This window comes from Actinacidiphila acididurans (assembly GCF_016918855.1).
Lineage (GTDB): Bacteria > Actinomycetota > Actinomycetes > Streptomycetales > Streptomycetaceae > Actinacidiphila > Actinacidiphila acididurans.
In genome coordinates, this window is sequence record NZ_JADKYB010000009.1 from 115,103 (window position 1) to 141,433 (window position 26,331).

At 73.3% G+C, this 26,331-nt stretch carries 22 protein-coding genes; 15 read left to right on the forward strand and 7 right to left on the reverse strand.

The features are described 5' to 3' along the window. Positions 1 to 198 precede the first annotated feature (198 nt). The 13 genes from ITX44_RS18325 to ITX44_RS18385 all read left to right on the forward strand — a co-directional run bounded on the left by ITX44_RS18325 (position 199) and on the right by ITX44_RS18385 (position 14,921). Positions 199 to 1,350: an inositol-3-phosphate synthase gene (locus ITX44_RS18325; protein WP_307795342.1), complete on the forward strand. Its 1,152-nt coding sequence runs from the start codon at positions 199 to 201 to the stop codon at positions 1,348 to 1,350. Next, positions 1,347 to 2,240 carry an SCO3242 family prenyltransferase gene (locus ITX44_RS18330; RefSeq protein ID WP_205358348.1) on the forward strand — a complete coding sequence of 298 codons (894 nt, stop codon included), beginning with the start codon at positions 1,347 to 1,349 and terminating at the stop codon, positions 2,238 to 2,240. The genes ITX44_RS18325 and ITX44_RS18330 overlap by 4 nt, the downstream gene beginning before the upstream one ends. Before the next feature lie 268 nt (positions 2,241 to 2,508). After that, complete coding sequence (locus ITX44_RS18335) at positions 2,509 to 3,390, forward strand: sugar phosphate isomerase/epimerase family protein (protein WP_205358349.1); 882 nt, start codon at positions 2,509 to 2,511, stop codon at positions 3,388 to 3,390. Further along, the gene (locus tag ITX44_RS18340) at positions 3,387 to 4,019 is read left to right on the forward strand and encodes an EboA domain-containing protein (protein WP_205358350.1); all 633 of its coding nucleotides are present in this window, start codon (positions 3,387 to 3,389) and stop codon (positions 4,017 to 4,019) included. Before ITX44_RS18335 ends, ITX44_RS18340 begins: the two co-directional genes overlap by 4 nt. Before the next feature lie 2 nt (positions 4,020 to 4,021). Beyond that, the gene (locus ITX44_RS18345) at positions 4,022 to 4,903 is read left to right on the forward strand and encodes a TatD family hydrolase (RefSeq protein WP_205358351.1); all 882 of its coding nucleotides are present in this window, start codon (positions 4,022 to 4,024) and stop codon (positions 4,901 to 4,903) included. 6 nt (positions 4,904 to 4,909) lie between these two features. Continuing rightward, positions 4,910 to 6,079 (forward strand): metabolite traffic protein EboE, encoded by a 1,170-nt coding sequence (gene eboE / locus ITX44_RS18350; RefSeq protein ID WP_205358352.1) that lies wholly within the window; start codon positions 4,910 to 4,912, stop codon positions 6,077 to 6,079. Continuing rightward, a complete protein-coding gene (locus tag ITX44_RS18355) occupies positions 6,076 to 7,500 on the forward strand; it encodes an alkaline phosphatase family protein (RefSeq protein ID WP_205358353.1) in 1,425 nt (474 codons plus the stop codon). Before eboE ends, ITX44_RS18355 begins: the two co-directional genes overlap by 4 nt. 263 nt (positions 7,501 to 7,763) lie before the next feature. After that, positions 7,764 to 8,099, forward strand: coding sequence for a 4Fe-4S dicluster-binding protein (locus tag ITX44_RS18360; RefSeq protein WP_205358354.1), 336 nt, complete (start codon positions 7,764 to 7,766; stop codon positions 8,097 to 8,099). Next, on the forward strand, positions 8,096 to 10,132 hold the full coding sequence (locus tag ITX44_RS18365) for a hypothetical protein (protein ID WP_205358355.1): 2,037 nt from the start codon (positions 8,096 to 8,098) through the stop codon (positions 10,130 to 10,132). Before ITX44_RS18360 ends, ITX44_RS18365 begins: the two co-directional genes overlap by 4 nt. Further along, a complete protein-coding gene (locus ITX44_RS18370; RefSeq protein ID WP_205358356.1) occupies positions 10,125 to 11,564 on the forward strand; it encodes an amidase in 1,440 nt (479 codons plus the stop codon). Before ITX44_RS18365 ends, ITX44_RS18370 begins: the two co-directional genes overlap by 8 nt. 3 nt (positions 11,565 to 11,567) lie before the next feature. Next, complete coding sequence (locus ITX44_RS18375; RefSeq protein ID WP_205358357.1) at positions 11,568 to 13,088, forward strand: type I glutamate--ammonia ligase; 1,521 nt, start codon at positions 11,568 to 11,570, stop codon at positions 13,086 to 13,088. A gap of 158 nt (positions 13,089 to 13,246) precedes the next feature. Further along, positions 13,247 to 14,533: an adenylosuccinate lyase gene (gene purB / locus ITX44_RS18380; protein ID WP_205358358.1), complete on the forward strand. Its 1,287-nt coding sequence runs from the start codon at positions 13,247 to 13,249 to the stop codon at positions 14,531 to 14,533. Next, positions 14,517 to 14,921 (forward strand): GNAT family N-acetyltransferase, encoded by a 405-nt coding sequence (locus ITX44_RS18385; protein WP_205358359.1) that lies wholly within the window; start codon positions 14,517 to 14,519, stop codon positions 14,919 to 14,921. Before purB ends, ITX44_RS18385 begins: the two co-directional genes overlap by 17 nt. A gap of 48 nt (positions 14,922 to 14,969) precedes the next feature. On the opposite strand, the gene ITX44_RS18390 is transcribed toward ITX44_RS18385, so the two are convergent. Then, complete coding sequence (locus tag ITX44_RS18390) at positions 14,970 to 16,472, reverse strand: WGR domain-containing protein (protein WP_205358360.1); 1,503 nt, start codon at positions 16,470 to 16,472, stop codon at positions 14,970 to 14,972. A 161-nt stretch (positions 16,473 to 16,633) separates the two neighbouring features. Next, positions 16,634 to 17,884 (reverse strand): ROK family transcriptional regulator, encoded by a 1,251-nt coding sequence (locus ITX44_RS18395; RefSeq protein ID WP_205358361.1) that lies wholly within the window; start codon positions 17,882 to 17,884, stop codon positions 16,634 to 16,636. A gap of 212 nt (positions 17,885 to 18,096) precedes the next feature. Here ITX44_RS18395 and ITX44_RS18400 point away from each other — a divergent pair, with 212 nt between their 5' ends. Continuing rightward, positions 18,097 to 20,898: a glycoside hydrolase family 3 C-terminal domain-containing protein gene (locus ITX44_RS18400; protein ID WP_205358362.1), complete on the forward strand. Its 2,802-nt coding sequence runs from the start codon at positions 18,097 to 18,099 to the stop codon at positions 20,896 to 20,898. 151 nt (positions 20,899 to 21,049) lie between these two features. On the opposite strand, the gene ITX44_RS18405 is transcribed toward ITX44_RS18400, so the two are convergent. From ITX44_RS18405 to ITX44_RS18415, 3 genes are read right to left on the reverse strand one after another with little or no spacing between them, the layout of a single operon-like run. After that, positions 21,050 to 21,289 (reverse strand): helix-turn-helix domain-containing protein, encoded by a 240-nt coding sequence (locus ITX44_RS18405; protein WP_205358363.1) that lies wholly within the window; start codon positions 21,287 to 21,289, stop codon positions 21,050 to 21,052. 5 nt (positions 21,290 to 21,294) lie between these two features. Further along, positions 21,295 to 21,702 (reverse strand): ATP-binding protein, encoded by a 408-nt coding sequence (locus ITX44_RS18410; RefSeq protein ID WP_205358364.1) that lies wholly within the window; start codon positions 21,700 to 21,702, stop codon positions 21,295 to 21,297. Beyond that, on the reverse strand, positions 21,692 to 22,084 hold the full coding sequence (locus ITX44_RS18415) for a hypothetical protein (protein ID WP_205358365.1): 393 nt from the start codon (positions 22,082 to 22,084) through the stop codon (positions 21,692 to 21,694). Before ITX44_RS18415 ends, ITX44_RS18410 begins: the two co-directional genes overlap by 11 nt. Before the next feature lie 181 nt (positions 22,085 to 22,265). On the opposite strand from ITX44_RS18415, the gene ITX44_RS18420 reads away from it, so the two are divergent. After that, positions 22,266 to 23,867, forward strand: coding sequence for an NsdA family TPR-like regulatory protein (locus ITX44_RS18420; protein WP_236060974.1), 1,602 nt, complete (start codon positions 22,266 to 22,268; stop codon positions 23,865 to 23,867). On the opposite strand, the gene ITX44_RS18425 is transcribed toward ITX44_RS18420, so the two are convergent. Together ITX44_RS18425 and ITX44_RS18430 are read right to left on the reverse strand one after the other, a co-directional pair. Beyond that, positions 23,864 to 24,685, reverse strand: a complete 822-nt coding sequence (locus ITX44_RS18425) for an alpha/beta hydrolase (RefSeq protein ID WP_205358366.1) — start codon at positions 24,683 to 24,685, stop codon at positions 23,864 to 23,866. The genes ITX44_RS18420 and ITX44_RS18425 overlap by 4 nt on opposite strands. A gap of 192 nt (positions 24,686 to 24,877) precedes the next feature. Then, complete coding sequence (locus ITX44_RS18430; protein ID WP_205358367.1) at positions 24,878 to 26,053, reverse strand: UDP-N-acetylglucosamine--N-acetylmuramyl-(pentapeptide) pyrophosphoryl-undecaprenol N-acetylglucosamine transferase; 1,176 nt, start codon at positions 26,051 to 26,053, stop codon at positions 24,878 to 24,880. Between the last annotated feature and the right edge of the window lie 278 nt (positions 26,054 to 26,331).

Below are 26,331 nucleotides of genomic sequence, written 5' to 3' on the forward strand. Positions count from 1 at the left end.
TCGCGCCGCACACAGGCAACCACCCCCGCGGAGCGGACCCGCTGGGTGGGCGCCACGCGGTGGGAGGCGGGTGGGGCCGGGGTGGGGGACGGCTCGGCAGGCGCTTGACGGCGGGCGGAGAACCGGGGCCGCGGGGGGCCGTGCTCGGCATGCTGACCGGTGTTCGCATGGGGGTTATGGATGTTCAGGAGGCTGCCCGTGTCCCACCACACCAATTCTTCCGCGGCCGGGGGCCGGACCGGCGTGTGGCTGATCGGGGCCCGCGGCTCGGTCGCCACCACGGCGGTCGCGGGCTGTGCGGCGCTCGCGGCCGGACTTCAGCCGCCGACCGGCCTGGTGACCGAGACCGAGGAATTCGCCGCAAGCGGCCTGCCGGCCCTGCCCTCGCTGGTGTTCGGCGGCCACGACACCGCCGGTACGCCGCTGCCCAAGCGGGCCGAGGAACTGGCCGCCCAGGGGGTGCTGCCGCACTGGCTGCCCGCGGCGGTGACCGCCGAACTGGCCGCGGCCGAGGCCCGGATCCGCCCCGGCGGGCCGCTGCCCGGCGACGGGCGTTCCCGGACCGAGCTGATCGAGGCATTCGCCGCCGACATGCGGGAGTTCACCGAAAGCACCGGGGTCGCCCGCACGGTGGTGGTCAACGTCGCCTCCACCGAACCGCTACCGGCCGCGGGCGTGTGGCCGGCCAGTTCGCTGTACGCGGCCGCGGCCCTGCGCGCGGGCTGCGGCTACGTCAACTTCACCCCGTCCACCGGCATGCACCTGCCCGAACTCGCGCAGCAGGCCGCCGCGTCGGGGCTGCCGTACGCCGGGCGGGACGGCAAGACCGGGCAGACCCTGCTGCGGGCGGTCCTCGCGCCGATGTTCCGGCAGCGGGCCCTTGCGGTACGGGCCTGGTCCGGGACCAACCTGCTCGGCGGCGGGGACGGCGCCGCGCTGGCCGACCCCGCCGCGGCGGCCGCCAAGAACGCAGGGAAAGCGCGGGTGCTGGCGGACAATCTGGGGACCGTGCCCGAGGGCGAGGTCCACATCGACGAGGTCCCGGCGCTGGGGGACTGGAAGACCGCGTGGGACCACGTGGTCTTCGACGGGTTCCTGGGCACCCGGATGGTGCTGCAGACGATCTGGCAGGGCTGCGACTCGGCCCTGGCCGCGCCGCTGGTGCTGGACCTGGTCCGGCTGACCGCCCGCGCCCTGGAACGCGGCCTGTCCGGTCCCCGCCCCGAACTCGGCTTCTACTTCAAGGACCCCGACGGCGCCACGTCCTCCCTGGCCGAGCAGTACGCGGCCCTGCTCGCCTTCGCCGACCGCCTGGCGAGCCCGGCACCGGGGGAAGGGGAGGGGCGGTGAGCGGTACGGGGACACTGCGCGCCTGGGCGGAACTGTTGCGGCTGCCCGCGGTGTTGACCGTGCCCGGCGACGCGCTGGCCGGCGCCGCGGCCACCGGAAGGCGCCCGGGCGGGCGGACCGCGCTGGCGGTGGGGGCCTCGCTGTGCCTGTACGAGGCCGGCATGGCGCTGAACGACTGGGCCGACCGGGAGGAGGACGCGGTCGCCCGCCCGCACCGGCCGCTGCCCTCCGGCCGTATCCGGCCAGGTCACGCCCTTGCCGCGGCCGGCGCCCTGACAGCCGCGGGCCTGGCCCTGGCCGCCCGCGCCGACCGCAGGACACTCAACGTCGCGGTGCCGCTGGCGGCGAGCGTGTGGGCGTACGACCTGAAGCTGAAGCACACCCCGGCCGGGCCCGCCGCCATGGCCGCCGCCCGCTTCCTGGACCTGCTGATGGGCGCCGCCGCCACCGGCGGCCCGGCCCGCCCCGCGCTGGCCCCCGCCGCGGTCCTGGGCGGCCACACCTACGCCGTCACCCTGGTCTCCCGCCGCGAGGCCGAGGGCGGCTCCACCGCCGCCCCGCTGGCCGCCCTGGCCGCCACCGGAGCGGTCTCCGCGGCCCTGGCCGGCCGCACCCTGCTGCCCCCCGGCCCCCGCGCCGCAGGCCCGGCCGACCTGGTGCGCGCCGCGACGGCCACCGCCTACGCCGCCACCGTCGCCCGCCCCCTCGCGCACGCCGCCCTCAACCCCTCACCGGCCCTGACCCAACGGGCCGTCGGCGCCGGCATCCGCGCCGTCATCGCCCTCCAGAGCGCCCTGATCGCCCGCGCCGGCGCCCCCGCCACGGGCGCCCTGACCGCCACCCTGACCCCCCTGGCCGCCCGCGCGGCGAAGAAGGTGAGCACCACGTGAGCAGCACCCACGGCCAAGCGGCTGATCGCGCGGTCCGCGCGGGCCGCGGCGCCGGTGACGGCCCGACCGGCCGGCGGCCGTCGGCGGCCCCGGACCGACCGGGCCTGCGGGCCGGTTCGGGCGGCGGACCTCGTAGTGCTGCGAGCCGCCAACTCCTGTGCGGCCCAACGCGTCCCGGCCGCGGCACCGACGACCTGACCCGCGACCGCAGTCACCGCAGGCCGGCCCCCAGCCGGGCCGCTCGCCCCGGAGGGAGCGTGAGCCCGGCATGAGCGCCACACGCACCGCGGCCCCCGGCAGCGGGCTGCGCCTGGGATACGGCACCAACGGGCTGACCGACCTGCGGCTCGAGGACGCCCTGGGGCTGCTGGCCGATCTCGGGTACGAGGGGGTGGGGCTGACGCTGGATCACATGCACCTGGACCCGGTCGGGCCCGGTCTTGCCGCACGCACCGCGCGCGTGGGGCGGCGGCTGGGGGAGCTGGGGCTGGCGGTGACGGTGGAGACCGGCGCCCGGTACGTGCTCGATCCGCGCCGCAAGCACGGCCCGAGCCTGCTGGACCCCGACGAGGACGCCCGTACCGCGCGCGTGCGGCTGCTGGAGAAGGCGGTACGGATCGCCGCCGATCTCGGGGCGCACGCCGTGCACCTGTTCAGCGGGATCCTGCCGGCCGGCACCGACCCCGGGAGCGGATGGAAGCGGCTCATCGAAGCGCTCGGCCCGGTCCTGGACGCCGCCGACCAGGCCGGCGTGCCGCTGGCCATCGAGCCCGAGCCCGGCCATCTGCTGGCCCGCCTGGCCGACTTCCACTCCTTGCGCGAACAACTCGGCGACCCCGCCGCCTTGGGCCTGACCCTGGACATCGGGCACTGCCAGTGCCTGGAGGACGACCCGCCCCAGGAGTGCGTACGCCAGGCCGCGCCCTGGCTGCGGCACGTGCAGATCGAGGACATGCGCCGCGGTGTCCACGAGCACCTGCCCTTCGGCGACGGCGAGATCGACTTCCCCCCGGTGCTCGACGCCCTGGCGCACAGCGGCTACCGCGGGCTGACCGTCGTCGAACTGCCCCGCCACTCCCACGCCGGCCCCGAACTGGCCGCGCACTCCCTGCGATTCCTGCGCGAGCAGCGCACTGGAGGCATGTCATGACCACCGTGCCCGCCCGGCACGACACCCCTGCCGATACCGGCGCCCCCGGTCTTCCGCCCGGCCTGGACGGGCCCGCCCGGGCCTGGCTCGCCGACGCCCTCACCGAAGCCGCCCGAGCCGCACAAGCCGAAGCCGACCCGGGCGGCACCTGGCAGATACGGTTCGCCGAGGCCGGGCGCCGCTGCGGCCCGGGTCACGCCGATGCCGCCCGGGTGGAACTGCTGGCCGCCGCCCGGCCCGGCGTCGCGGACCTGACCGCGCTGTACCGGCAGGGCACGGCGGCCGAGCGGCGGGCGGTGCTGCTGGCGCTGGGCCGCCTGGAGCCGGCCGCGGCCGAGGGGCTGGCGCTGGTGGAGGACGCGCTGCGCACCAACGACACCAGCCTGGTGGCCGCGGCGCTGGGCCCGTACGCCGCGGCGCACCTGCCCGCGCACGCCTGGCGGCACGGGGTGCTCAAGTGCCTGTTCACCGGGGTGCCGGTGGCGGCGGTGGCGGGGCTTTCGGCGCGGGCGCGCGGGGACGGCGAGCTGGGCCGGATGCTGCGCGCCTACGCCGCCGAACGCACCGCCGCCGGCCGGCCGGTGCCCCACGACCTGACCCGTGTGCTCGCCCTGACCGAGGAGCCCTGACGGTGCGTATCTTCGACCCGCACATCCACATGACCTCGCGTACGACCGACGACTACGAGGCGATGCACGCCGCCGGGGTGCGGGCGGTGGTGGAGCCCTCGTTCTGGCTGGGGCAGCCGCGGACCTCGCCGCAGTCCTTCACCGACTACTTCGACGCGCTGCTGGGCTGGGAGCCCTTCCGCGCCGCCCAGTACGGCATCGCGCACCACTGCACGCTGGCGCTGAACCCGAAGGAGGCCAACGACCCGCGCTGCACCCCGGTGCTGGCCGAGCTGCCCCGCTACCTGCTCAAGGACCAGGTCGTCGCGGTCGGCGAGATCGGCTACGACTCCATGACGCCGGCCGAGGACGCCGCCTTGGAGGCGCAGCTCCAGCTCGCCGCCGACCACGGCCTGCCCGCGCTGGTGCACACCCCGCACCGCGACAAGCTCCAGGGCCTGCGCCGCACCGTGCAGATGGTGCGCGCCTGCGCCCTGGACCCGGAGCGGGTGCTGCTGGACCACCTGAACGAGACGACCGTGCGCGAGGCCAAGGACTCCGGCGCGTGGCTGGGCTTTTCGGTCTACCCGGACACCAAGATGGACGAGGCCCGCATGGTCGAGGTGCTGCGCGCCTACGGCCCGGAAAAGGTGCTGGTCAACTCCGCCGCCGACTGGGGCCGCAGCGACCCGCTGAAAACGGCCAAGGTCGGCGAGGCGATGCTGCGGTCCGGCTTCGGCGAGGACGACGTCGACCTGGTCCTGTGGCGCAACCCCGTCGCCTTCTACGCCCAAAGCGGCCGCCTGCGCCTGGACACGCCCGCCGCCGGTGCCACCTTCGAGGGCAACTCGATCCTGCGCGGCACCCCCGGCGCCCCCGACGTCCCCGCCCCGGTGGGGAGCTGATCCGCCATGCGCTTCCGACACCCGGACGGCTCCCTCGTCCACCTCGCGTACTGCACCAACGTCCACCCCGGGGAAACCCTCCAGGAGGTCACCGCGCAACTGGCCGCCTACTGCGAGCCGGTGCGCCACCGGCTGGGCGTCGAGCAGCTGGGCATCGGGCTGTGGCTGTCCCGGCCGGCCGCCGCCGCCCTGGACCGTGACCGCCGCGCCCTGGACGCGCTGCGTAGGGAGCTGGGGCGGCGCGGCCTGGAGGTCGTCACCCTCAACGGCTTCCCCTACCAGGGCTTCGGCCAGGCCGAGGTGAAATACCGCGTCTACCGGCCCGACTGGAGCGAACCGGAACGCCTGGAGTACACCCTGGCCCTGGCCCGGATCCTGGCGGCCCTGCTGCCCGAGGACGCCGGGCAGGGCACCATCTCCACCCTCCCGCTGGCCTGGCGCACCGCTCACGGACCCGAGGCCGCCGCCTGCGCCCGCACCGCCCTTGCCACGCTGGCCGGCCGCCTGGACGACCTCGCCGGCGAGACCGGCCGGCAGATCCGGGTCGCCCTGGAACCCGAGCCCGGCTGCGCCGTGGAGACCACCGCGGACGCCATCGCCGCGCTGCGCGGCCTGGCCCCGGACCGGATCGGGGTCTGCGTGGACACCTGCCACCTGGCCACCTCCTTCGAGGAACCCCGCCCCGCCCTGGACGCGCTGACCGGGGCGGGCATCGGCGTGGTCAAGGCCCAGCTGTCCGCGGCCCTGCACGCGGGCGACCCCGCCGACCCCGCCGTACGCGAGGCGCTGGCGGCCTTCGACGAGCCGCGGTTCCTGCACCAGACCCGGGCCCGCACCCGGGCCGGGCTGCTCGGCACCGACGACCTCGGCCCGGCCCTCGACACCCCGGCGCTGCCCCGCAGCACGCCGTGGCGCTCCCACTTCCACGTGCCCCTGCACGCCGCCCCGGCCGCGCCCCTGACCTCCACCCTGCCCGTCCTGAAGGAGGCGCTGGCCGCCATGGTCGCCGGCCCCGCCCCGCTGACCCGGCACCTGGAGGTGGAGACCTACACCTGGCAGGCCCTGCCGCCCTCGCTGCGGCCCGACGGCCGGTCCGGCCTGGCCGACGGCATCGCCGCCGAACTCGCCTTGGTCCGCGACCTGCTCACCGGCCACGGCCTGAAGGAGGAGACATGAGCGGCCCCACCCGAAGCGGCCCTGTCCGAAGCGGCGGCCCCGCCCCGCTGCTGGTCCTGGACGTCGTCGGCCTGACCCCGCGGCTGCTCGCCCACATGCCCACCCTGCGCTCCCTTGCCGCCGCGGGCTCCTCCGCGGCCCTGGACACGGTGCTGCCCGCGCTCACCTGCTCGGTGCAGGCCACCTTCCTCACCGGCACGCAGCCGGCCGGGCACGGCATCGTCGGCAACGGCTGGTACTTCCGCGACCTGGGCGAGGTCCTGCTGTGGCGGCAGAGCCACCGCCTGATCGAGGGCGACCGGATCTGGGACGCCGCCCGCCGCGCCCACCCCGGCTACAGCGTCGCCAACATCTGCTGGTGGTACGCGATGGGCGCCGATGTCGACTGGACCGTCACCCCCCGCCCGGTCTACTACGCCGACGGCCGCAAGGAACCCGACTGCTACACCCGCCCCGCGGCCCTGCACGACGAACTCGAGCAATCCCTGGGCACCTTCCCGCTGTTCAGCTACTGGGGCCCGGGTGCCGGCCTGCCCTCCTCCCGGTGGATCACCGACGCCGCGCGGCACGTGATGACCACCCGCGACCCCGACCTGACCCTGGTCTACCTGCCGCACCTGGACTACGACCTGCAGCGCTACGGACCCGACGACCCGCGCGCGGCCGCCGCCGCTGCCGCCCTGGACGCCGTGCTGGCCCCGCTGCTGGCCGACGCCCGCGAGCAGGGCCGCACCGTGGTGGCCCTGTCGGAGTACGGCATCACCGGCGTGACCCGGCCGGTCGACATCAACCGCGCCCTGCGCCGCGCCGGCCTGCTCCAGGTCCACACCCAAGGCGGCATGGAATACCTCGACCCGCACGCCTCCCGCGCCTTCGCCGTCGCCGACCACCAGATCGCCCACGTCTACGTGCACCGCCCCGAGGACCTGCCCCGTACCCGGCAGGTGCTTCAGGACCTGCCGGGCGTGGCCGAACTCCTGGACGCCGGCGGCCGCAAACGCCACGGCCTGGACCACCCCCGCGCCGGCGACCTGGTCGCCCTGGCCGACCCGGACGCCTGGTTCACCTACTACTACTGGCTCGACGACGCCCGCGCCCCGGACTTCGCGCCCCTGGTGGAGATCCACCGCAAACCCGGCTACGACCCGGCCGAACTGTTCCTGGACCCCGGCGACCCGTACGTGAAGCTGCGCGCGGCCGGCGCCCTGGCCCGCAAGAAACTCGGCCTGCGCTACCGCATGGCGGTGGTGCCGCTGGACCCGGCGCCGGTACGCGGCAGCCACGGCCTGCTGCCCGCCCGCGACGAGGACGGCCCGGTGCTGCTGTGCTCGGCGCCCGCCGCGGTGACCGGCCGTATCCCGGCCACCGCCGTCAAGCCGCTGCTGCTGTCCCTGGCCGGGCTCGCCCCCGCCCCGGCCTGACACCCCGTCCGGCCGGTGGGACGGCCGACTTGATCCGCGCGGACGGGCCGCCCGGCCCGACCCGGGCGGGCCGTTTGACCTGCGCGGACGTACCGCCGTGGCGTTCTCGACCGTTGCCCGATCGCTGCCCGACCGACGCTGCGGTCCCGGTCGAGAACGCCCCGTGACAATCGGACACATCCGGTTGCCGGCTGTGGCCGAGAAGACGTCAAAAGGGGTCAGTGCCCGTGAAAGAGGCCGTGAAAGACGCCGTGGAAGACGCCGTGAACGACACCGCTTCGGCCGCGCCGTCCGCCCCGTCCGGGCGGGCCCAGCGGATCGCCGAGCGCACCCGCGGCGAGAACTGGAAGAAACCGCCGCGCCGTATCGAGACCTCCGAGTGCATCACCTGCGACACGTGCCTGCGCAGTTGCCCGGAGGAGTTCGGTGCCATCTTCGACATCGGCCTGGATGTCGTGATCATCCCCGAGCTGTGCTCGGGCTGCCCGGCGTGCGTCCTGGAATGCCCGGTCGACTGCATCTACCTCGACGAGGACTGGACGCCGACCGGCGAGTCCGTGTGGAACCACATCGAACTGACCGCCGGGGGAGCCCGATGACGACCTCTGCCGGTTCCGCCGAACGCGGCGAGTCCCGCCGCGCCGCCAACGCCCGCAAGCGCGTCAGCCGCCGCCCCAGCAGGCTGGGCGTGCCCGCCGGCGTGACCGCCGAACCCGACCACGTACGCCCGGCCGACGCGGGCTTCCCCGGCCTGCTGGGCCGGGCCTGGCAGGCCGCCGAACAGGCCGGCGACCTGCACGCCGCGATCAAGGCCCTGCTCACCCTGGACGGACACGTGCCCGCCGACGTCCAGCTGCGCGCCCTGAGCACCAGCGACGAAGCGGCCGTCAAAGCCCTGTTCGGCCTGACCTGGCGCGACCAGGACACCACCGAACCCCCCGGCACGTACGGCACCCACAGCGCCGGTAGCGCCGTCTCCGGTGACGGGGACGGCGTGGACGAGGGGGACGAGGGGGACGACGGGGAGCCGGTGTTCGTCGGTGAGCTGGCCCTGACCACCAGCGGCCGGATCGTGCTGCGCACCCCCGCGCAGGGGCCGCTGCCGCGCTCAAGGCTGGCCGGCGGGGTGCTGCGGGTGCCGTGGTCGCGGGCGGATCTGCGGGCGTATCAGCGGGAGATGTCCCGGGCCGCGGCCCGCCTGGCCGACACCGTCGCCGACTGCCGGAACTGGCTGGCCGGGCAGGGCGCCGACGGCCGTGACGCGCTGCTGGAGCAGGCCAAGGAAGCCGCGCTGCGCACCGCGCCGTTCGTGCTCTACCAGGAGCACAACCAGTACACGAACTTCCGCGAGCAGAACACCCTGACCGGCAAGACCCTGTGGCCCGGCCACCCCGACTGCGCGCTCAGCAGCCTGCAGGGGGTGCCGCTGGAGCTGTGGTCGGACAACGACGTGCAGCTGCTGGTGTGCCTGACGCTGCTGATCGCCTCGGCCGGCTTCGGCCGGGTGGAGGAGGCCAACGGCACCCAGCTGACCGTCGACCACGTCGCGTTCATGCTGGAGCGGGTCCGCTGCGGCTACACCGCGGTCCTGCCCGCCCCCGCGATCCGCGCCGCCCGCAGCGCGCGGGTGGCCGACCTGCACGCCCTGGCCGCCGCGTTGCGCGAGCACCGCACCGCCGTGGGCGGCTCCGCGCAGCTCTACCGCGAGATCCACGGCGCCCTGATGCACAAGATCGAGCGGGTCGCGGCCCCGGCCGGCGACCCGGCACGCGCCGCGCAGGAGGCGATCGCCGCCGCCCTGCGCCGAGACCTGCCGCTGACCGGCACCACCTTGGACGAGCTCGCCACCGGCCTTGCCGCGGACGCGGGCTGGCTGGCCCGCCCGCACGGCGCGTACGGCACGGGCCTGGAGGCCCTGGTGCACGCCACCGTGGCCGCGGCCGCCACCACGTTCGCCGCGGACTTCGCGATGAGCCGCGGCATGCGGTTCCTGCCGGAGCTGATCAGCGCGCTGCGCGCCAAGCAGTGGGCGCGGATCTGCGAGTGGGACATCACCCGCTACTTCTGCTGCGTGGTGCCCGGTCCCGGCGCGGCCGCCCACTTCGGTGACTCGCTGCCCGCGGTCGCCGACACCGCCTGGGCGATGTCCTCGCGGATGCAGTACAACTCCTGGCACTTCGTGCCCGGCAACCTGCCCCGGGACGAGGCCGTGATCGCCCGCGACCACTTCGTGCCGCCCACCATCCCCGACATCGCCTTCCACTCCGACCAGCACCACCACGGGCACGTCAACAACAAGGTGCGGTTCTCCATCCGCTCCCCGCAGGCCGTCACCGTCGACGGGCGGCGCTTCAACGGCTTCATCGACCTGCGGCTGCTGCGCTGCGAGGGCCCGCCGTTCACCGAACAGGACCTGCTGGCCGCCCACCGCGTCTCGGCGTTCCTCGCGGCCGCCACCGGCGCCGCAGCCGCCCTTGCCGCCGCCGGGCAGAGCGTGGAGGTCACCGCGTTCGACTCCGCCTGGCACTGGCGGACCGTCACCGGCACCCCCACCCGCGACACCCCCACCCGCGACACCTCCGCCCCTGCGGCTTCCGGCGCCGCGTCCTCCGGGCAGGCCCGCCGTGGGTGACGAACCCGGCGGCGGGATCGCCGCCACCCGCCGGCGCCTGATCGAGGGGGAGCTGAGCGTGGCCGAGCACGTGCAGGCCACGCTCACCGCGATCGGTGAGCAGGACCGCCTCGGCGCGTTCGTCGCGGTCGCGGGGGAGGAGGCGCTGGCCGCGGCGGAGAAGGCCGACGCCCGTATCCGGGAACTGGGCGCCGACGCCTGGCGGGACATGCCGCTGCTGGGCGTGACTGTCTCGGTCAAGGACCTGCTGCAGACCCAGGACCTGCCCACCCGGCGCGGTTCGCTGGCCCGCAACGACCGGGCCCGCGCCGACGCGCCGGCCGTGGCCCGGCTGCGCGCGGCCGGCGCGATCGTGGTCGGCAAGACCACCACGTCGGAGTACGGCTGGAGCGCCTCGACCCTCTCCCGGGTCACCCCGCCCACCCGCAACCCCTACGATCCGGCGCTGAGCGCCGGGGGTTCCACCGGCGGCGGGGCCGCAGCGGTGGCCACCGGGCTGTGCCAGGCCTCGCTGGGCACCGACGGCGCCGGCTCCATCCGTATCCCCGCCGCCTTTTGCGGGGTCGTGGGCTACAAGCCCTCCTACGGGCGGCTGCCGTACGCCCCGAACAGCGTGGACCGCCTGGCCCACCAGGGCCCGCTGACGGCTACGGTGGCCGATGCGGCGCTGATCGCGCAGGCCGCGGCCGGCCCGCACCCGGCCGACCCCGACTCCGCCCTGGGGTCCTTGGACCGGCCCCGCGACGGCCGGACCCTGCGCGTGGGCTGGATCGACTTCGAGGGCACCGCACCGCAGATCGCCCGCCTGGCCGGCCGGGCCCGCCAGGCGCTGGCCGCGGCCGGCCACCGGGTGGAGGACACGGCGATCACCTGCGCCGGCCTGTATCCGGCGCTGGTGGACATCCTGGCCGCCGCCGAGGCCGCCGGCACCCCGCCGCAGGCCGAGCAGTGGTGCGACCCGGGCCGCCTGGAGATCGTCCGCTACGGCCGTACCCTCAGCGGCGCCGACGTCATGCGCGCCGAAGAGGTACGGCAACAGTTGCGGGCCGAACTGCGCGCCCTGATGGACCGCTACGACCTGCTGGCGATGGCCACCGTGCCGATCGAGCCGTTCGCCGCGGACGCCATCGGCCCCCACTGGGCCGCCGACCCCCGTGACCTGCTGTGGCTGTCGTGGGCGCCGGCCGCGTACCCGTTCAACATGAGCGGGCAGCCCGCGGTGTCGGTGCCCGCCGGCCTGACCCGCGCCGGCCTGCCCGCCGGCGTGCAGCTGGTCGGCCCGGTCGGCGAGGACGACCTGGTCCTGGCCGCCGCCCACCGCCTGCAGGCCGACCTGGGCCCGCTGCCGCCCCCGCCCCCCGCCCCGGCCCTGCACACCGTGACGGCCGCGGCGGCCACCGTTCCCGTACTCCCCGGCGAAAGGACGCCCTGAGCCATGTACACCAGGTCCTGGACCTCCCTGTCCGCGCAGGGCAGCGTCGGGCGTCCCTCCTTCGTCGCCGACCACGGCCTGTGGGACGACGCACAACTGGCCGCCGCCGAACGCGTCGAGGCCGCCCTGTCGGGCGTCGACCTGGTGCGGGTGGCCTTCGGCGACCCGCACGGCCTGGCCCGCTCCAAGACCCTGACCGCCCAGGCGTTCGCCGCCGTGCTGCGCAACGGCATGAACTTCAGCCCCGGCCCGTTCCTGTTCGACACCGGCCACGCGGTCGCGGTGGACTTCCTGGGCACCGACCCCGGGGTCGGCGTCGACGAGATCACCGGCGCCGGGAACTTCATCGCCGTCCCCGACCCGCTGACCTTCCAGCTGCTGCCCGGCGACGCCCCCCGCACCGCGTGGGTGATCGCCGACGAGTACCTGCGCGACGGCAGTGCGCATCCGCTGTCCTCCCGCGCGGTGCTGCGGCGCGTCCTGGCCGGCTACCAGGAGCGGGGACTTGCCCCGGCGGTGGGCCTGGAGGTCGAGTGGTACCTGACCCGGCGTCTGGACGACGAGCCGGGCAACGCCGGCAACGGCTTCGGCCTGCAGGGCCAGGCGCCCCGGGTGGCCGCCGTCAACGCCGGCTACCAGTTCAACCTCGACGCCCACTACGACACGATCGCCCCCCTGACCGACCCGCTGGCGCTGCACCTGCTCCAGCTCGGGCTGCCGCTGCGCTCCATGGAGCACGAATCCGGGCCCGGCCAGGTCGAGACCACCTTCAGCCCCATGGCGGCCCTGGACGCCGCCGACGCGATGCTGCTCTTCCGCACCTACGCCAAGCAGTTCTGCGCGCGGCGCGGCCACCACGCCTCGTTCATGTCCCAGCCCGCCCTGCCGGCCGCCGACCCCAGCGGCTGGCACCTGAACCAGTCCGTCACCGAGACCGCCACCGGCCGCAACATCTTCGCCGCCGAGGGCCCCTCCGGTGGCGTGTCGCCCGACAGCAAGGCCTACGCCGACGGCCTGCTGGCCTGGGTACGGGACCTGTTCGTGCTGTCGGTGCCCACCGTCAACGGCTACCGGCGCCTTGACGCCCAGCACACCCTGGCCCCCACCCGCATCGGCTGGCGCGTGGAGGATCGCAGCGCCCTGCTGCGCGTGGTCGGCACCGGCGCCGGCGCCCACATCGAGAACCGCATGGGCGAACCCTGCGCCAACCCCTACCTGAACATCGCCGCCCAGCTCTTCGCCGGCCTGGACGGCCTGACCACCGGCGCCGCACCCGCCGAGACCACCGCCACCACCGCCGGCGGCGCGCCGGACGCGGACCTGGTGCCGCAGTCGCTGCGCGAGTCGCTGGCCGCCTTCCGCGCCGGCCGCGCCGGCCGGTTGCTGGGCGAACCGCTGGCGGCCTGCCTGGCCAAGCTCAAGGAGAGCGAACTGGCCCGCTACGAGGCCTGGTGCACCCACACCCCGCCCGCCCCGGGCCAGGTCACCCAATGGGAGCACCGCGAGTACTTCGGCGCGTACTGACACCCCGACCGGCCCCGATGTCCCGACCGGCCCCGACCGGCCCCGACCGGCCCCGACCGGCCTCGTACTGCCCCGATGCCCCGATGCCCCGATGCCCCGATGCCCCGATGCCTTGACGACCTGACGACCTGACGACCTGACGACCCGAAGGCTGTGTCATGATCCCTCGCTATACGCTGCCCGAGATGGCCGAGCTGTTCTCCGACCAGAACCGTTACGCGACCTGGGTCCGGGTGGAGATCCTGGCCTCCGAGGCACAGGTACGGCTCGGGCGGGTGCCCGAGGAAGCCGTCAAGGACATGCGGCGGGCGAAAGTGCCGCTGCCCGCGCGGGTCGCGGAGATCGAGAAGGAACGCGACCACGAGGTCCTGTCGTTCCTGGCCGCGTTCTGCGAGGACATGCCCGAGTCCTCGGCGGCGTGGGTGCATCTGGGCATGACCAGCTACGACCTGGTCGACACCGCCTTGGGTCACACCCTGGGCCGGGCGACGGACCTGCTGTCGGGTGCGGCGCGGCGGCTGCGGCGGGTGCTGGTGGAGCGGGCGCTGGAGCACTGGGACACGGTGATGGTCGGCCGTACCCACGGCATTCACGCCGAGCCGACCACCTTCGGCCACAAGCTGGCCGGGCACGCGTTCGCGGTGGAGCGTTCCCTGGGACGGCTGGCGGCAGCCCGTGAGGCGGTCGCGGTGGGCACCGTCTCCGGTTCGGTGGGCACCTACGGCCTGATCGACCCGTTCGTCGAGGCGCACGTGTGCCAGGCGCTGGGGCTGGGCATCGAGCCGGCCCCCAGCCAGGTGGTCGCCCGCGACCGGCACGCGCAGCTGCTGCAGGCGGTGGCGCTGCTGGGGGCGTGCGTGGAGCAGATCGCCCTGGAGATGCGGCTGTTGCAGCGCACCGAGGTCCGCGAGGTGGAGGAGCCGCGCACCGGCGCCTACCAGGGCTCCAGCGCCATGCCGCACAAGCGCAACCCCACCACCAGCGAGCGCCTGGCCGGTCTTGCCCGGCTGCTGCGCGGCTACGCCACCGCCGGCCTGGAGAACGTGGCGCTGTGGCACGAACGCGACCTGGCCCACCAGTCGGTGGAGCGGGTCGTGCTGCCCGACGCACTGTCGGTCGGCCACTTCCAGGCCACCGCGGCGGCCGACCTGGTCGCGCGGCTGACGGTGCACCCGGACCGGATGCGCGCGCACATCGACCACACCGACGGCCTGATCTACAGTTCCTCGGTGCTGGCCGAACTGCTGGGCACGGGCATGGAACGCGAGGCGGCCTACCGGGGCGTGCAGGCCGCCGCCAACCGTACGATCGCCACCGGCGAGCACTTCTCCGCCTCGCTCGCCAAGGACGGCATCGACCTGGGGGACCTGACCCCGCAGCGTTTCCTGACCAACCACGACGTGATCCGCGCCCGATTGGAGAATCTCCGTGACCTGGACGATTGACCGTGCCGACGGCGCGGACCTGGACCTGGACGAGGTCCTTGCGGTCTACCGCTCCTCCGGCCTGGGCGAGCGCCGCCCCATCCAGGACCGGGAACGGATGGCGCAGATGATCCGCCACGCCAACCTGATCCTGGTCGCCCGCGACCAGGACGGCACCCTGATCGGCATCGCCCGCAGCGTCTCGGACTTCTCCTACGTCACCTACCTGTCCGACATCGCGGTCGCCGCCTCCCACCAGCGCTCCGGCATCGGCCGCGCCCTGATCGACGCCACCGCCAAGCAGGCCCCCGACGCCAAGATCGTCCTGCTGTCCGCCCCGGCCGCGACCGCCTACTACCCGCACATCGGCTTCACCGCCCACAACTCCGCCTGGGTCCGCACCCCCTGACCCCATCCCCGGCGCGCCCGGCCCCGGCGTGTTGTCCGCCTTCGCCGGTCAGCGCAGGCGCTTGATGTCGCCGCGGGTGCGGTAGAAGGCGCCGCGGGTGGCGGGGTGGAGCTCGGTTACCAGATAACGGGCGCCGGCCACGCGGATGTCCTTGGGGAACTGCACGTGCCAGGCCGGGTCGTAACCGGGGGTCAGGACCCGCACCCGGGTACGGGCCCCCTCCTGGTAGCACTCGACGATCACCCCGCCCGCCCCGGCCCCGGCCCCGGCCCCTGTTACGTGGACGGTGCTCACCGCGTTCATGGCGTCGGCGGCCGCCACGGTCTCGACCACCGGGGCGGGCTCCACCCGCTGCCAGCCGGTGGCCTTGATGTCGGCGGTGTCGGGCCGCTGCCCGGCCCGGGCCTGGCGCACCGCGGTCTCGGTGGCGTCGATGCAGGCCAGCGACCCGTCGGTGGTGACCAGGTAGAGCCGCTCGTCGCGGTACTGCATGGAGTAGGCCGAGCCGCAGCCGGTGGCCAGCTTCCACAGGCGGGTGCCGTCGGCGGTGAAGCAGTACACCGAGGAGCAGTTGTCGCCGGCGAAGACGTAGCGGCCGTCGGGGGAGGTGGCGCAGGAGAAGACCGCGGCGTCGCAGCGGTAGCGGGCGCGCTCGGAGCCGTCGGCCTTGGCCAGGCGGTGCACGACGCCGCGGGAGGTGCCGGCGAAGACCTCGCCGGGTTCCTGCCAGCCGAACAGGACCTGGCCGTGGGTGGCGGCGGACCAGCGCGGCGCGCCGTCGCGGGCGCCGTACATGGCCACCCCGTGGGAGTCGCCGTGGTAGACGCCCTCGTCGTCGCAGCGCACCATCCAGGCGTGGGTGCCGCTGCCGGTGCGGCGCCACTGGAACTCGTCCTCGTGGTCCACGGTGGTCACCCCGCCCCGGGCGTCGGAGACGCCCAGGACGCCGTCGTGGATGTCGAGCCAGAAGATGTCGACGTCCTCGGCTATCTCGTACGCCACGTGCGGGACCTTGCCGCTCAGGTCGTACACCCGCCCGTCGTCGCAGCCGGCGTAGATCCAGAAGTCGTCGGCGACGATGCACTTGACGCCGTCGGGCAGCCCGAACCGGCCGGTGACCCGCCCGTCGTGGGCGAGGGTGAACACGTCGCCGGCCTGGTTGCCCACCCACACGTGGTCGTCGTCCACGAAGATCCCGAACGCGGCCGCCCCGGAGCGGAACCGCCACAGCAGCGGCGCCTGCTCGGCGGTGGAGCGCCGGCTGACGATCTCCCGCCGCGTCACCGGCCGCCGCTTGCGCACCCCGCGCACGGCAGGGGCGTACCCCTTGCGGACCTTCGCGCCGATCTTCTTGGCCGCCTCGGCCTCCGCCTTGCGCACGTCCGGGTACGTGGTGGTCCTGGTCTGCCCCGGCTCGCCGATCCGCCCGAAGGTGACCGTCACCTCGGTCCCGGCCCGCACCACCTCGTAGAACTTGTGCGAGCCCCCGCCCTCCTCGGACAGCTCCAGATACGTCGACGAGACGGAGGCGGTGGCGGCGTCAGCGGACACGGCTGTCCCCTTCAAGAAGGTCACGGAAGTACGGCGAACGGTCAGGTGGTCATACCGTCACACGGCCGGAAAAGGCCGGGTGCCGGCCCCAAGGAGCCTGCGTCCGGCGGTCCTTGGCGACACGAGATGACCGTAGCCTCCGCCACTGACAGTGCCCCGGTTCAGCGGGCGTGCTCCCGTACCGCCCCGGGGACGGCCCCCGGGAGCGCCCCGGCCGGCGTGGCGCCGGGCAGGACGTGGGCGGGGGTTTCGCGGTGGGCCAAGGCGATCGCGCCCAGGACTTCGGCGCGGGTGCCCAGGGCGCCGGGCACGACGCGGACCGAGCGGTTCAGGGGCGGGGACAGCTCCCGTGCGAGGGTGGCGCGGATTCCTTCCAGGAGGGGTTCGCCGGCGGTGCCGGTGCGGCCGCCGACGACGATCAGGCGGGGGTCGAGCATGGTGCACAGGCCCGACAGCGCGTGACCGACGGCGCGGCCGGCGTCCTCCACGGCGCGCAGGGCGCCGACATCGCCGGCGGCGGTCAGCCGCAGGACGTCGTCCAGGGTGGTGTCCGGCCCCCTGGCCTGGGACAGGGCCAGGGCCAGGGCGCGGCCGCCGGCGACGGTCTCCAGGCAGCCGCGGTTGCCGCAGCGGCACACGTAGCCGTCCGGGGCGACCACGACGTGCCCCAGTTCCCCGGCGGTGCCGGTGGCGCCCTCGTGGACCTGCCCTTTGAGGATGATTCCGGAGCCGACGCCGTCGGAGAGCATCACGTACACGAAGTCGTCCACGCCCCGCCCGGCGCCGAACATCCATTCCGCGACCGCGCCGAGGTTGGCGTCGTTGCCCACGTGGACCGGCAGGTGAAGGCGGCGGTGCCATTCGCCTGCCACGTCCACGTCGTCCCAGCCCTTGAGGGGGGAGGGGGAGGCGAGGGTGCCCGAGCCGTGCCGGACCGGCGCGGAGACGGCCACGCCCAGGCCGACCATGCGCGAGGCCGGCAGGTCCAGCTGTTCCAGCAGCCGCAGCGCGGCCCGGTGGGCGTAGCCGAAGGAGTCGCGGACGTGCTCGTCGACGGCCACGTCGCGCTGTTCCTCGGCCAGGACGGTGCACGAGAGGTCGGCGACGGCGACCCGGACGCTGTCGTGCCCGAAGTGGACGCCGAGGTAGCCGCCCGAGCCGGGGTTGAGGGTCAGCAGGGTGGCCGGGCGCCCGCCGTTGGGGGAGACCGGCAGCGGCTGCTGGTCGGTGCGTTCCACCAGCAGGTCCTCGGCGAGGAGGTCGGCGACCAGGCTGGAGACCGTGGTGCGCGACAGCCCGGTCAGCCGGACGATGTCCGCGCGGCTGGCCGCCCCGCGGCTTTGCACCGTCTGCAGCACCCGCAGCCGGTTGGTGCGGCGCAGACTCTCCAGCGACCCGGGCGCGTTCCCCACGCAGCCCAGCCTACTGACCGCCTCCTGGCGCCGGTTACCCCGCGGTTACTCCGGCTCGCGGAGTAAGTAGGCTTTGAAAGAAGCACAGTTGCTCCTTGACCCTGATTTACGTGCGGCTTACCGTCGTCGGCTGACACCTGACCTCCAGCGACGGCAGCGCGGCCGGCACCTGGTGTCGCCGCGCTGTGCGGGCGCGGATCGGAGAGAGCTACGTGAGAACGAGATCGCGGGCCTGGCCCGTCGTCGTTGTCATCGGTGTGGCCGCGAGCTGGGCCCTGTCGGCCGGGGCCTTCGCGGCGCCGGCCGCCGGCACCGCCGCGGCGACCGCGAAGGCCGCGGCGAACGCCGGCACGGCCGCCGACGCCACGCCGGTCTACCTGGACCCGCACTACTCCCCGCAGGAGCGCGCCGCCGACCTGGTCTCGCGGCTGACGCTGCAGGAGAAGGCCGCGCAGATGAACAGCAGCCAGGCCGCGGCGATCCCGCGGCTGGGGATCGCCGCCTACGGGTGGTGGAACGAGGCCGCGCACGGGGTGGCCAGGGAGCAGACCAACAACGGCGGCAACCCGCCGGTGCTCACCGACACCACGTCCTACCCGGTGGACCTGTCCATGGGGTCCACCTGGAACCCGGCCCTGATGTACAAGGAAGCCGGGATGATCTCGGACGAGGCCCGCGAGGTCGTGCGCGGCAACAGCCTGGACCTGAGCTTCTACTCACCCACCGTGAACCTGGCCCGCGACCCGCGCTGGGGCCGCAACGACGAGACGTTCGGCGAGGACCCGCTGCTGACGGCCTCGATCGCCTCCCAGTACGTCGACGGCATGGAGGGCAAGACCCCCGCCGGCGCGATGTCGCCCGCCTCGGGCGGCTACCTCAAGACGCTGCCGACGATCAAGCACTTCGCCGCGAACAACAGCGAGGGCAACCGGCTCACCGGCTCCTCCGACATGGACGAGCGGACCCTGCGCGAGTACTACACGGCGCAGTTCCGCGACCTGGTCAAGACCAGCGGCCCGGCCGCGATCATGAGCTCGTACAACGAGATCAACGGCGTGCCCGCGGCCGCCAACGTCCACCTGATCGACGAACTGGCCCGCGAGACCTTCGGGTTCCAGGGATACTTCACCTCCGACTGCGACGCGGTCTACGAGATCCAGGCCGGCCACCACTGGCAGCCGCCCGGGGCCTCGGCGCCGCTGGACGCGGTCGGCCGCACCGCGTACGCCAACTCCGCGGGCGAGGACCTGGACTGCAACCAGGGCTACCACGACGGCTCGAACTACGCGAACGCCATCCCCACCGCCGTGGCCCAGGGCATCCGCACCCAGACCGGCGTGTACAACGAGAACGACGTGGACACCTCGCTGGTGCGGCTGTTCACCGCCCGCATCCGGACCGGGGAGTTCGACGACGAGGCCACCGTGCCGTGGGTGGCCGCCGCCAGGGCCCGCCTGGCCCCGGGCACCTGGGTGAACTCCGACGCCAACGCAGCGGTCACCCAGACCCCGGCCCGGCTGGCGATGGCCCGCCAGGCCGGCGACCAGAGCATCGTGCTGCTCAAGAACAGCCCCGTGCAGGGCGCGGACGGCGCCGCCTCGTCGCTGCTGCCGCTGAAGGTGCCCGCCACCGGCGCCTTCAAGGTCGCCGTCTACGGCACCTACGCCAACCCCTCCTCGATGTACCTGGGCGGCTACTCCAGCAACCAGGGCCCGGCCGGCGTGGCGAACGAGGTCAACGGCTACCAGGGCCTGAAGAGCGCGATCCAGCGGATCGACCCGCAGGCCACCGTCGACTACTACCCCGGCGTCACCCCCGCCGCCCCCGGCACCCCGGCCTCCGTCGATGCCGCCGCGGTCAAGGCCGCCGCCGGCTACAACGCGGTGATCGTCTACGCCGGCACCGACGCGAGCACCGCGGACGAGAGCAAGGACCGTACCTCCCTGGCCCTGCCCGGCGCGCAGGCGTCCCTGATCAGCCAGGTCGCCGCCGCCAACCCCCGCACCGTCGTCTACATGGAGACCCTCGGCCAGGTCGACGTCGGCTCCTTCGCCGACCAGGTCCCGGCGATGCTGTGGAGCTCCTACAACGGGCAGCGCAAGGGCGAATCCCTGGCCGACGTCGTGCTGGGCGCGTACAACCCCAGCGGCCGGCTGCCGTTCACGTGGTACGCGGACGTCAACAAGCTGCCCGCCATCGGCGACTACACGATCAGGCCGACCGCCACCGACTCCGGCCGCACCTACATGTATTACTCCGGGCCGGTGACCTACCCCTTCGGCTACGGCCTGAGCTACACCGGCTTCCGCTTCTCCCACCTCCAGGTCGACTCCCGCCATCTGACCGCGGACGGCACGCTGCGCATCGGCGCGCAGGTCACCAATACCGGACCTGCCGCCGGTGACGAGGTCGCCCAGATCTACGTCACCACCCCCGACGCGCCCGCCGCGCTGCAGCGCCCCCTCAAGCGCCTGGAGGGCTTCACCAAGGTCCACCTGCGCCCGCATCGGACCACCCACGTGACCTTCACCGTGCACGTCCCCGACCTGGCGTTCTTCAGCGACCAGGCGAACCGCTACCAGGTCGACGACGGCCGCTACGGCATCCAGCTCGCCACCTCCAGCGCCGACACCGACGTCCAGGCCCAGACGTTCGTCCACGTCACCGGCGCCCTCACGCCCACCCCGGCGACCCTGACCGCCCGCCCGGCCGCGGCCGGCGACAGCGCCCAGGGCATCTCCCAGCGGGTCTTCTTCCCGGCCGGCACCACCGTCGACCCGCAGCTGACCGTGGCGATGAACGACGACTCCCTCTACGGCTACATCAACGCCGGCTCCAACACCCCCCTGCCGCCCGGCATGCGCGTCCACTACACCAGCAACCGCCCCTCCGTCGTCGCGGCCACCGCCTCCGACACCCTGCGCACCACCGGCCCCGGCGTGGCGACCGTCACCGCGACCGTGGACTACCACGGCGCCCACGCCTCCACCCAGTTCGTCGTCGACGTGCGCTGACCCGCATGCGCTCACCCGTTGAACCGCTGAGCCCTTGAGCGGTTGAACCGGGGCCCCGGCCGGCCCCGCCCCCACCCACCGGCCGACCAAGCAGCCGGCCCGGGGACCTGCACCCCCGGGCCGGCCCCACTCCTGCGTCCCGGGTTAACGGCTATTGCTGCTGCTTCCGCTCCAGCACTACTACCGGGCAGTTCAACACGTCGGCTATCTTCGCCAAGTTGGCAGGCGTGGCGTTCCGCCACCCGGATTCGATTTCACTCATGAGCTGCTCGGAGATGCCGATCGCCTGGGCAAGCGCCCGTTTGGTGAGCCCGCTTTTTTCGCGTGCCCACGTCACCGCCGCCGGTTCGTGGTGCAGCTTGCGTGGACGCCGCCGCTTGGATGCGGTCATCGGCGTCACCCCAGCGCGATGACGCACCAGACGACTTTGCCGCCGGTGGGCAGGAGGTAGTAGTCCCACTCTTTTGAGATCTCGCCCACGATGAACAGCCCCCGGCCGCTTTCGGCGTCCTTGGACGTCGCGGTGCTGGGAACGGGCGGGTGGTCGCTGGGGTCGGATACTTCGGCGATGAGCTGTGACTCGTCGTGGCGAAGCGTCAGGGTGACTCGGGCGTCCGGTGCGTCGGGCGCGACGTGTTGAACGGCGTTGGAGACCAGTTCGCAGACGGCCAGTTCAGCAGTGTCGATGTGTTCGACGGTGACCTGCCAGGCACTCAGCACATCGCGCACGTGGCGCCTGGCCCACGGCGTGGCCTCGGCGCTGGCGTCAAGTTCCAGGGTGCTGATGTAGCGCTCAGCCGTCATGGCTCGCCCCGCCGAGCGTCGTGGTGGCGATGAACACTGTGCCCCTGATCTTCTCTGCCAGCTCTTCCCGCATGAGGGCCGCCACCACGGGGTCATGGTGGAAGTGCCGGGCACTGGGCACCAGCACCGTGGCAACTCCCTCCGAACGACAACTCGTGATGAGTTCCCTCCAGGTGTCCTGCCGCTCACTGGGGTGCCGCTCAAAGTGGATGCCGGCCAGACCGAAGCCCCGCCGACCGGCGAACGACTCCAACTCCGTGACGGCATGCCGGACGGCGTCCTTGCCCATGCCGGGAAGCCGTCTGAGGTAGGCGAACGCGGCAACGGGGTCGGGTACGCCAACGCGGCTGTGAAGGAGTACGCGGGTGGGTGATGCCGTCATGCTGTCGCTCCTGCGCCTGAGGGGATGGGCCATAGGGAGCGTGGGCGGAAGCACCGGCCGGGCGTCATGGCGTTGCTGCATGGGTGGCCATGCGCCGGACGTATGGACTGCCGGACACGGCCCGGCTACTGTCCGTAAGCTCGGCCTTCGGCACGTGTACAGGGCAGCCTTGGGGTACGGAATGGCACAGCAACAGGCTCGGTACTGCTCCTGCGGTACGCGGCTGGCCCGCGACAACCGCGGCACGGTATGTGCGGCCTGCCTGCGTCGCCGGGAGGCCACTGCTGCGACTCAACCGCCGGAGGTGCCCGCGGAGTTCTGGCAGGACGAGCGGCTGCGCGAGGCACTGGCACGTTGGCACATCGGCAGCGTCTTCCACGCCTACCGAACGCACCCGTGGCACGGACGGGTCGTGTCCCAGGAAACGGTCGCCGGGTGGCTGGGGCTCACCCAAGCGCAGCTGAGCCGCATCGAGAGTGCTCGCACGCCGCCGCAGGACCTCGGCAAGCTTATGAGCTGGGCGCATAGCTTGCGGATTCCGAGCGACCTACTGTGGTTCAGGTTGCCGAGCGACAAGCCGGCGGAAGCGCCCGAAGCACCACCGGCCCGGACGGCACAACCCACCGGGGATCTGCTCCTGCCGGTGGTGGTCAATGGCCGGCCGGTGTTCGTTCCGGTGAACGCGCACGCCCTGGCGGTCAGTGGTCTCGGCAGCCTGCTCGACCGGTCGGCATCCGGAACCGACGCGGCGAGCGACATGCTCAGCACCACGGAACGAGATGCCATGAGTCCCCTTGACCGCCGGTCACTGCTCAAAGGCGGCGTAGTTGCTTCCTTGCCCGGCTTGAGCACCACCGATCTCCAGCGCGTTGCCGCCGCATTGCACGATTCCCGCCGTTACCTCGACGGTCCGGTCGTCGCGCACTTCCGTTCTCAACTGGAGGCGGCGAAAAAACAGGACGGTACCAAAGGGCCCAGAGCCACGCTTCCGCTCGTGCTGGGCATCGTGGGTGCCGTCGAAGAACACGCTCGGGACGTGAACCCCACCGTGCGCCGGGAGTTGCTGTCCGTCGGTGCGGACGGCGCCGAGTTCGCCGGGTGGTTGTACCGCGACATGCACCGGCCGGACATCGCCGGACTGTGGTACGACCGTGCGATGGAATGGGCGCAGGAAGCCGACGACCCAGCTATGCAAGGGTATGTGCTGCTGAAAAAGGCACAGATGGCGTACGACGACCGCGAGGCGCTGCGGATGCTGACGCTTTCCCAAGCCGCCGGTCACAACCGGTGGAAGCTACCGGTAAAAGTGCTCGCGGAGGCCAAGCAGCAGGAAGCCCGCGGACTGGCGATGCTCGGTGAACCCATGGCAGACGTCGAGCGGCGGCTTGAAGAAGCCCACCAACTGCTCAGCCGGGCCAGCCAGTCCGACGACCAGCGACAACTCAGCCCGCATTACAGTCACGCCAATCTGATGCTGCAAACGGCCAGTTGCTACATCGAGGCCGGGCAACCCGCCCGCGCGGCTGAACTGTACGGCGACATTCTGGCAAGCGGCACGGTTTCACGCCGCGATACCGGCTATTTCCTGGCCCGTCGTGCTTTCTCGCTGGCGCTCGCCGGACAACCCGACGATGCGGCATCCGTGGGACTGGCCTCGGCGGAAGTGGCGACCGCCACTGACTCGTTGCGTACCAAACGGGAACTCGGGCGAGTGATGAGGACCTTGAGCCCGTGGGCGACACGGCCCGGCCCTCGGGCACTGCGAGAAGCCCTGCACGCTTAGCCTTGGTCGTTCAGGAACTCCGCAGTGGTCCGAATGACGAACGCCTGCCACTCCTGGCTTTGGGGTTCGCGGTATTGCGGGTCGTCATGGACGGCGAATCCGTGTTGTGCGCCGTCGATTTCGATCAGCCGGCACGGACCGCTGAATTGTGACACCGCCGCCCTCGAAGCGTCCACCGGCACGAACGTGTCCTTGGTGCCGTGCACGATGAGTGTCGGCGCTCGGACCTCGCCAAGTGCCTCGTGCGTTCGGAGCCAGAACACCTCGTTGTAGATGGCTCGTCCGTGCCTGAGCGTCGGCGAGTGCTCGAGGTATCCCTGATCGGTGAGCCGGGCGGCGGCTTCGTCCGTCAGGTGGTCGTCCACCCAGAACGGGCGGTTGTCGATGGTCCGCCGCTTGTAGTTGAGCTGCGGGTTGAACAGCACCAACCGTGCGATGTCCGCCGGCTGCTTGGCTGCGTAGTAGGCGCACATACCGCCGGTGAAGCTCGTACCGAGCAGGCTCATTTCCTGGGCTCCGGTCGCCTCCTGGAGATACGCCAGGATCACCCGGATGTCGTTGAGGACGATCGAGAGCGTCAGTTCTTCCTGGCGGCCGTCGCTGGCACCATGACCGCGGAGGTCGAAGCGCACGGACGCAATGCCGGCATCGGCCAGGCCGTCAGCCAGGCGCGTGAAGAAGCCGCCTTCTTCTCGGGTGACCCCACCGCCGTGCACCAGCACGACAGCACGTGCGGAGGCTTCCCGCGGCTGCGTCAGCGTGCCCGCGAGCCGCTGGCCGTCGAGAGCGCGAACCGTCACGTCGTCGCTGGTCGCCATGTCCCAAGGGTAGTTCTGCCGACTGCTGGCCGGTCGATCGGTGACAGTCGGCCGATGCGTCGACTGTCCCGACGTGGACGAGGTGCGCGACGTGTGGGGGCGCACCGCGGATCACGACCAGCTCGGCGACCGGAGCGATTGGACCCGGGCCCTGTCGACCGGCCGTGCCGAGCAGGCGTAAGGCCCGTGCGATCAGCCGGTAGCGGCGGACAGCAGCACGTCCACGAGCCGGTCGGCCGCGTCCGGCCGGCCGTGGGCGCGGGCGCGCTCGGCCATCGCGGCACGTCGGGCGGGGTCGGTCAGCAGCGGGCCGGTCGCGTCGCGCAGGCGGTCCGCGGTGACCTCGCCGAGCAGTGCGACGGCCGCCCCCGACTCCTGCAGGTGCCGCGCGTTGTGCGCCTGCTCGTTGCCCGCCGACGAGGCGAGCGGAAGGAAGACCGCGGGCTTGCCGAGCGCGGTCAGCTCCGCCAGCGTGCCCGCCCCACTGCGGGAGATCACGACGTCGGCCAGCGCCAGGACGTCGGGCAGTTCGGGACCGACGAACCCGGTCACGTGGTATCGGTCGGCCAGAACCCGGGGAAGGGCGGCCGCGTGGCCGCGCAGGCCCTCGACGTTGGCCGGCCCGCACTGGTGAATCACGTTCGCCCGCTCCAGCAGCCACGGCAGCGCGCCCATGACGACCTCGTTGATCTGCTGCGCGCCCTGCGCGCCGCCGGTGACGTACACCGTCGGCAGACGCCGGTCGAAGCCGTCCAGTCCCAGGGCGGCGATCGCCTTGTCCGCGTGGCCGACCAGCACCTCCGGACGAATCGGGTTGCCGGTCACCACCGCGATGCCCCGCACCGCTTCCGGCAGGAGCGGCAGGGACGACTCCGAGGAGACCGCGATCCGCGTGGCCGAGCCCGCGAGTTTGCGGTTGGCCAGGCCCAGACGGACGGTCTGCTCGTGCAGGACCAGCGGGCAGCGGCACATGCGGGCCGCCAGACCAGCGGGGACGGCAACGTACCCGCCGGTGGCAAGAACCACGTCCGGCCGGAAGCCGGCGACGACCTTCCGGGCCTGCGCCACCCCCAGCGGCACCCGGGCCATGTCGCGCACGTTCGCCGGCGACACCATCTTCAGCGGGTTGCTGGAGCGGCGGATCTTGCCGGTGGCGACAGTGGTGAACGCGATGCCCTCCGCCGGAGCGACACGTGCCTCCAGGCCGTCCTCGGTGCCGATCCACAGCACATCGAGCGTTCGGCCCTCGGCCGCCAGCCGGGCTTGCAGGGTGCGGATCGCAGTAAGGGCCGGATAGGTGTGCCCGCCTGTCCCGCCTCCCGTGACAATCAAACGGAAGCCGGCCGAGGCGCGGCGATCGGTATTCACCCCGCGCACCTTACTGGCCACCGAATGCCGCGTAACTCGTTGACCACCCCAGCAGACACACAATCCCCCGCCGCGGCCCGCATGCTGCGCGGCGACCAGTTCGAACCGCGCTCGACCGCCCAGGGCGCCGCGGCTCCGTACTGCGGCGCCCCTGCGCCCATCACCAGCAGGGTGTCCGCACCCCGCGCGCCACCGACCCCGGGGGGAGAACCGGGCCCGCAATATCGCACGCATCATGAGCATGCCGAGGCCGACCCCCGCGGCCGCGCCGTCCGCGC

What these genes read in the sequence shown, in the direction of transcription:
- ITX44_RS18335 (WP_205358349.1), top strand. Translation starts at nt 2,509, where the DNA reads ATGAGCGCCACACGCACCGCGGCCCCCGGCAGCGGGCTGCGCCTGGGA.
- ITX44_RS18340 (WP_205358350.1), top strand. Translation starts at nt 3,387, where the DNA reads ATGACCACCGTGCCCGCCCGGCACGACACCCCTGCCGATACCGGCGCC.
- eboE (WP_205358352.1), top strand. Translation starts at nt 4,910, where the DNA reads ATGCGCTTCCGACACCCGGACGGCTCCCTCGTCCACCTCGCGTACTGC.
- ITX44_RS18355 (WP_205358353.1), top strand. Translation starts at nt 6,076, where the DNA reads ATGAGCGGCCCCACCCGAAGCGGCCCTGTCCGAAGCGGCGGCCCCGCC.
- ITX44_RS18365 (WP_205358355.1), top strand. Translation starts at nt 8,096, where the DNA reads ATGACGACCTCTGCCGGTTCCGCCGAACGCGGCGAGTCCCGCCGCGCC.
- ITX44_RS18375 (WP_205358357.1), top strand. Translation starts at nt 11,568, where the DNA reads ATGTACACCAGGTCCTGGACCTCCCTGTCCGCGCAGGGCAGCGTCGGG.
- purB (WP_205358358.1), top strand. Translation starts at nt 13,247, where the DNA reads ATGATCCCTCGCTATACGCTGCCCGAGATGGCCGAGCTGTTCTCCGAC.
- ITX44_RS18405 (WP_205358363.1), bottom strand. Translation starts at nt 21,289, where the DNA reads ATGACCGCATCCAAGCGGCGGCGTCCACGCAAGCTGCACCACGAACCG.
- ITX44_RS18410 (WP_205358364.1), bottom strand. Translation starts at nt 21,702, where the DNA reads ATGACGGCTGAGCGCTACATCAGCACCCTGGAACTTGACGCCAGCGCC.
- ITX44_RS18415 (WP_205358365.1), bottom strand. Translation starts at nt 22,084, where the DNA reads ATGACGGCATCACCCACCCGCGTACTCCTTCACAGCCGCGTTGGCGTA.
- ITX44_RS18420 (WP_236060974.1), top strand. Translation starts at nt 22,266, where the DNA reads ATGGCACAGCAACAGGCTCGGTACTGCTCCTGCGGTACGCGGCTGGCC.
- ITX44_RS18425 (WP_205358366.1), bottom strand. Translation starts at nt 24,685, where the DNA reads ATGGCGACCAGCGACGACGTGACGGTTCGCGCTCTCGACGGCCAGCGG.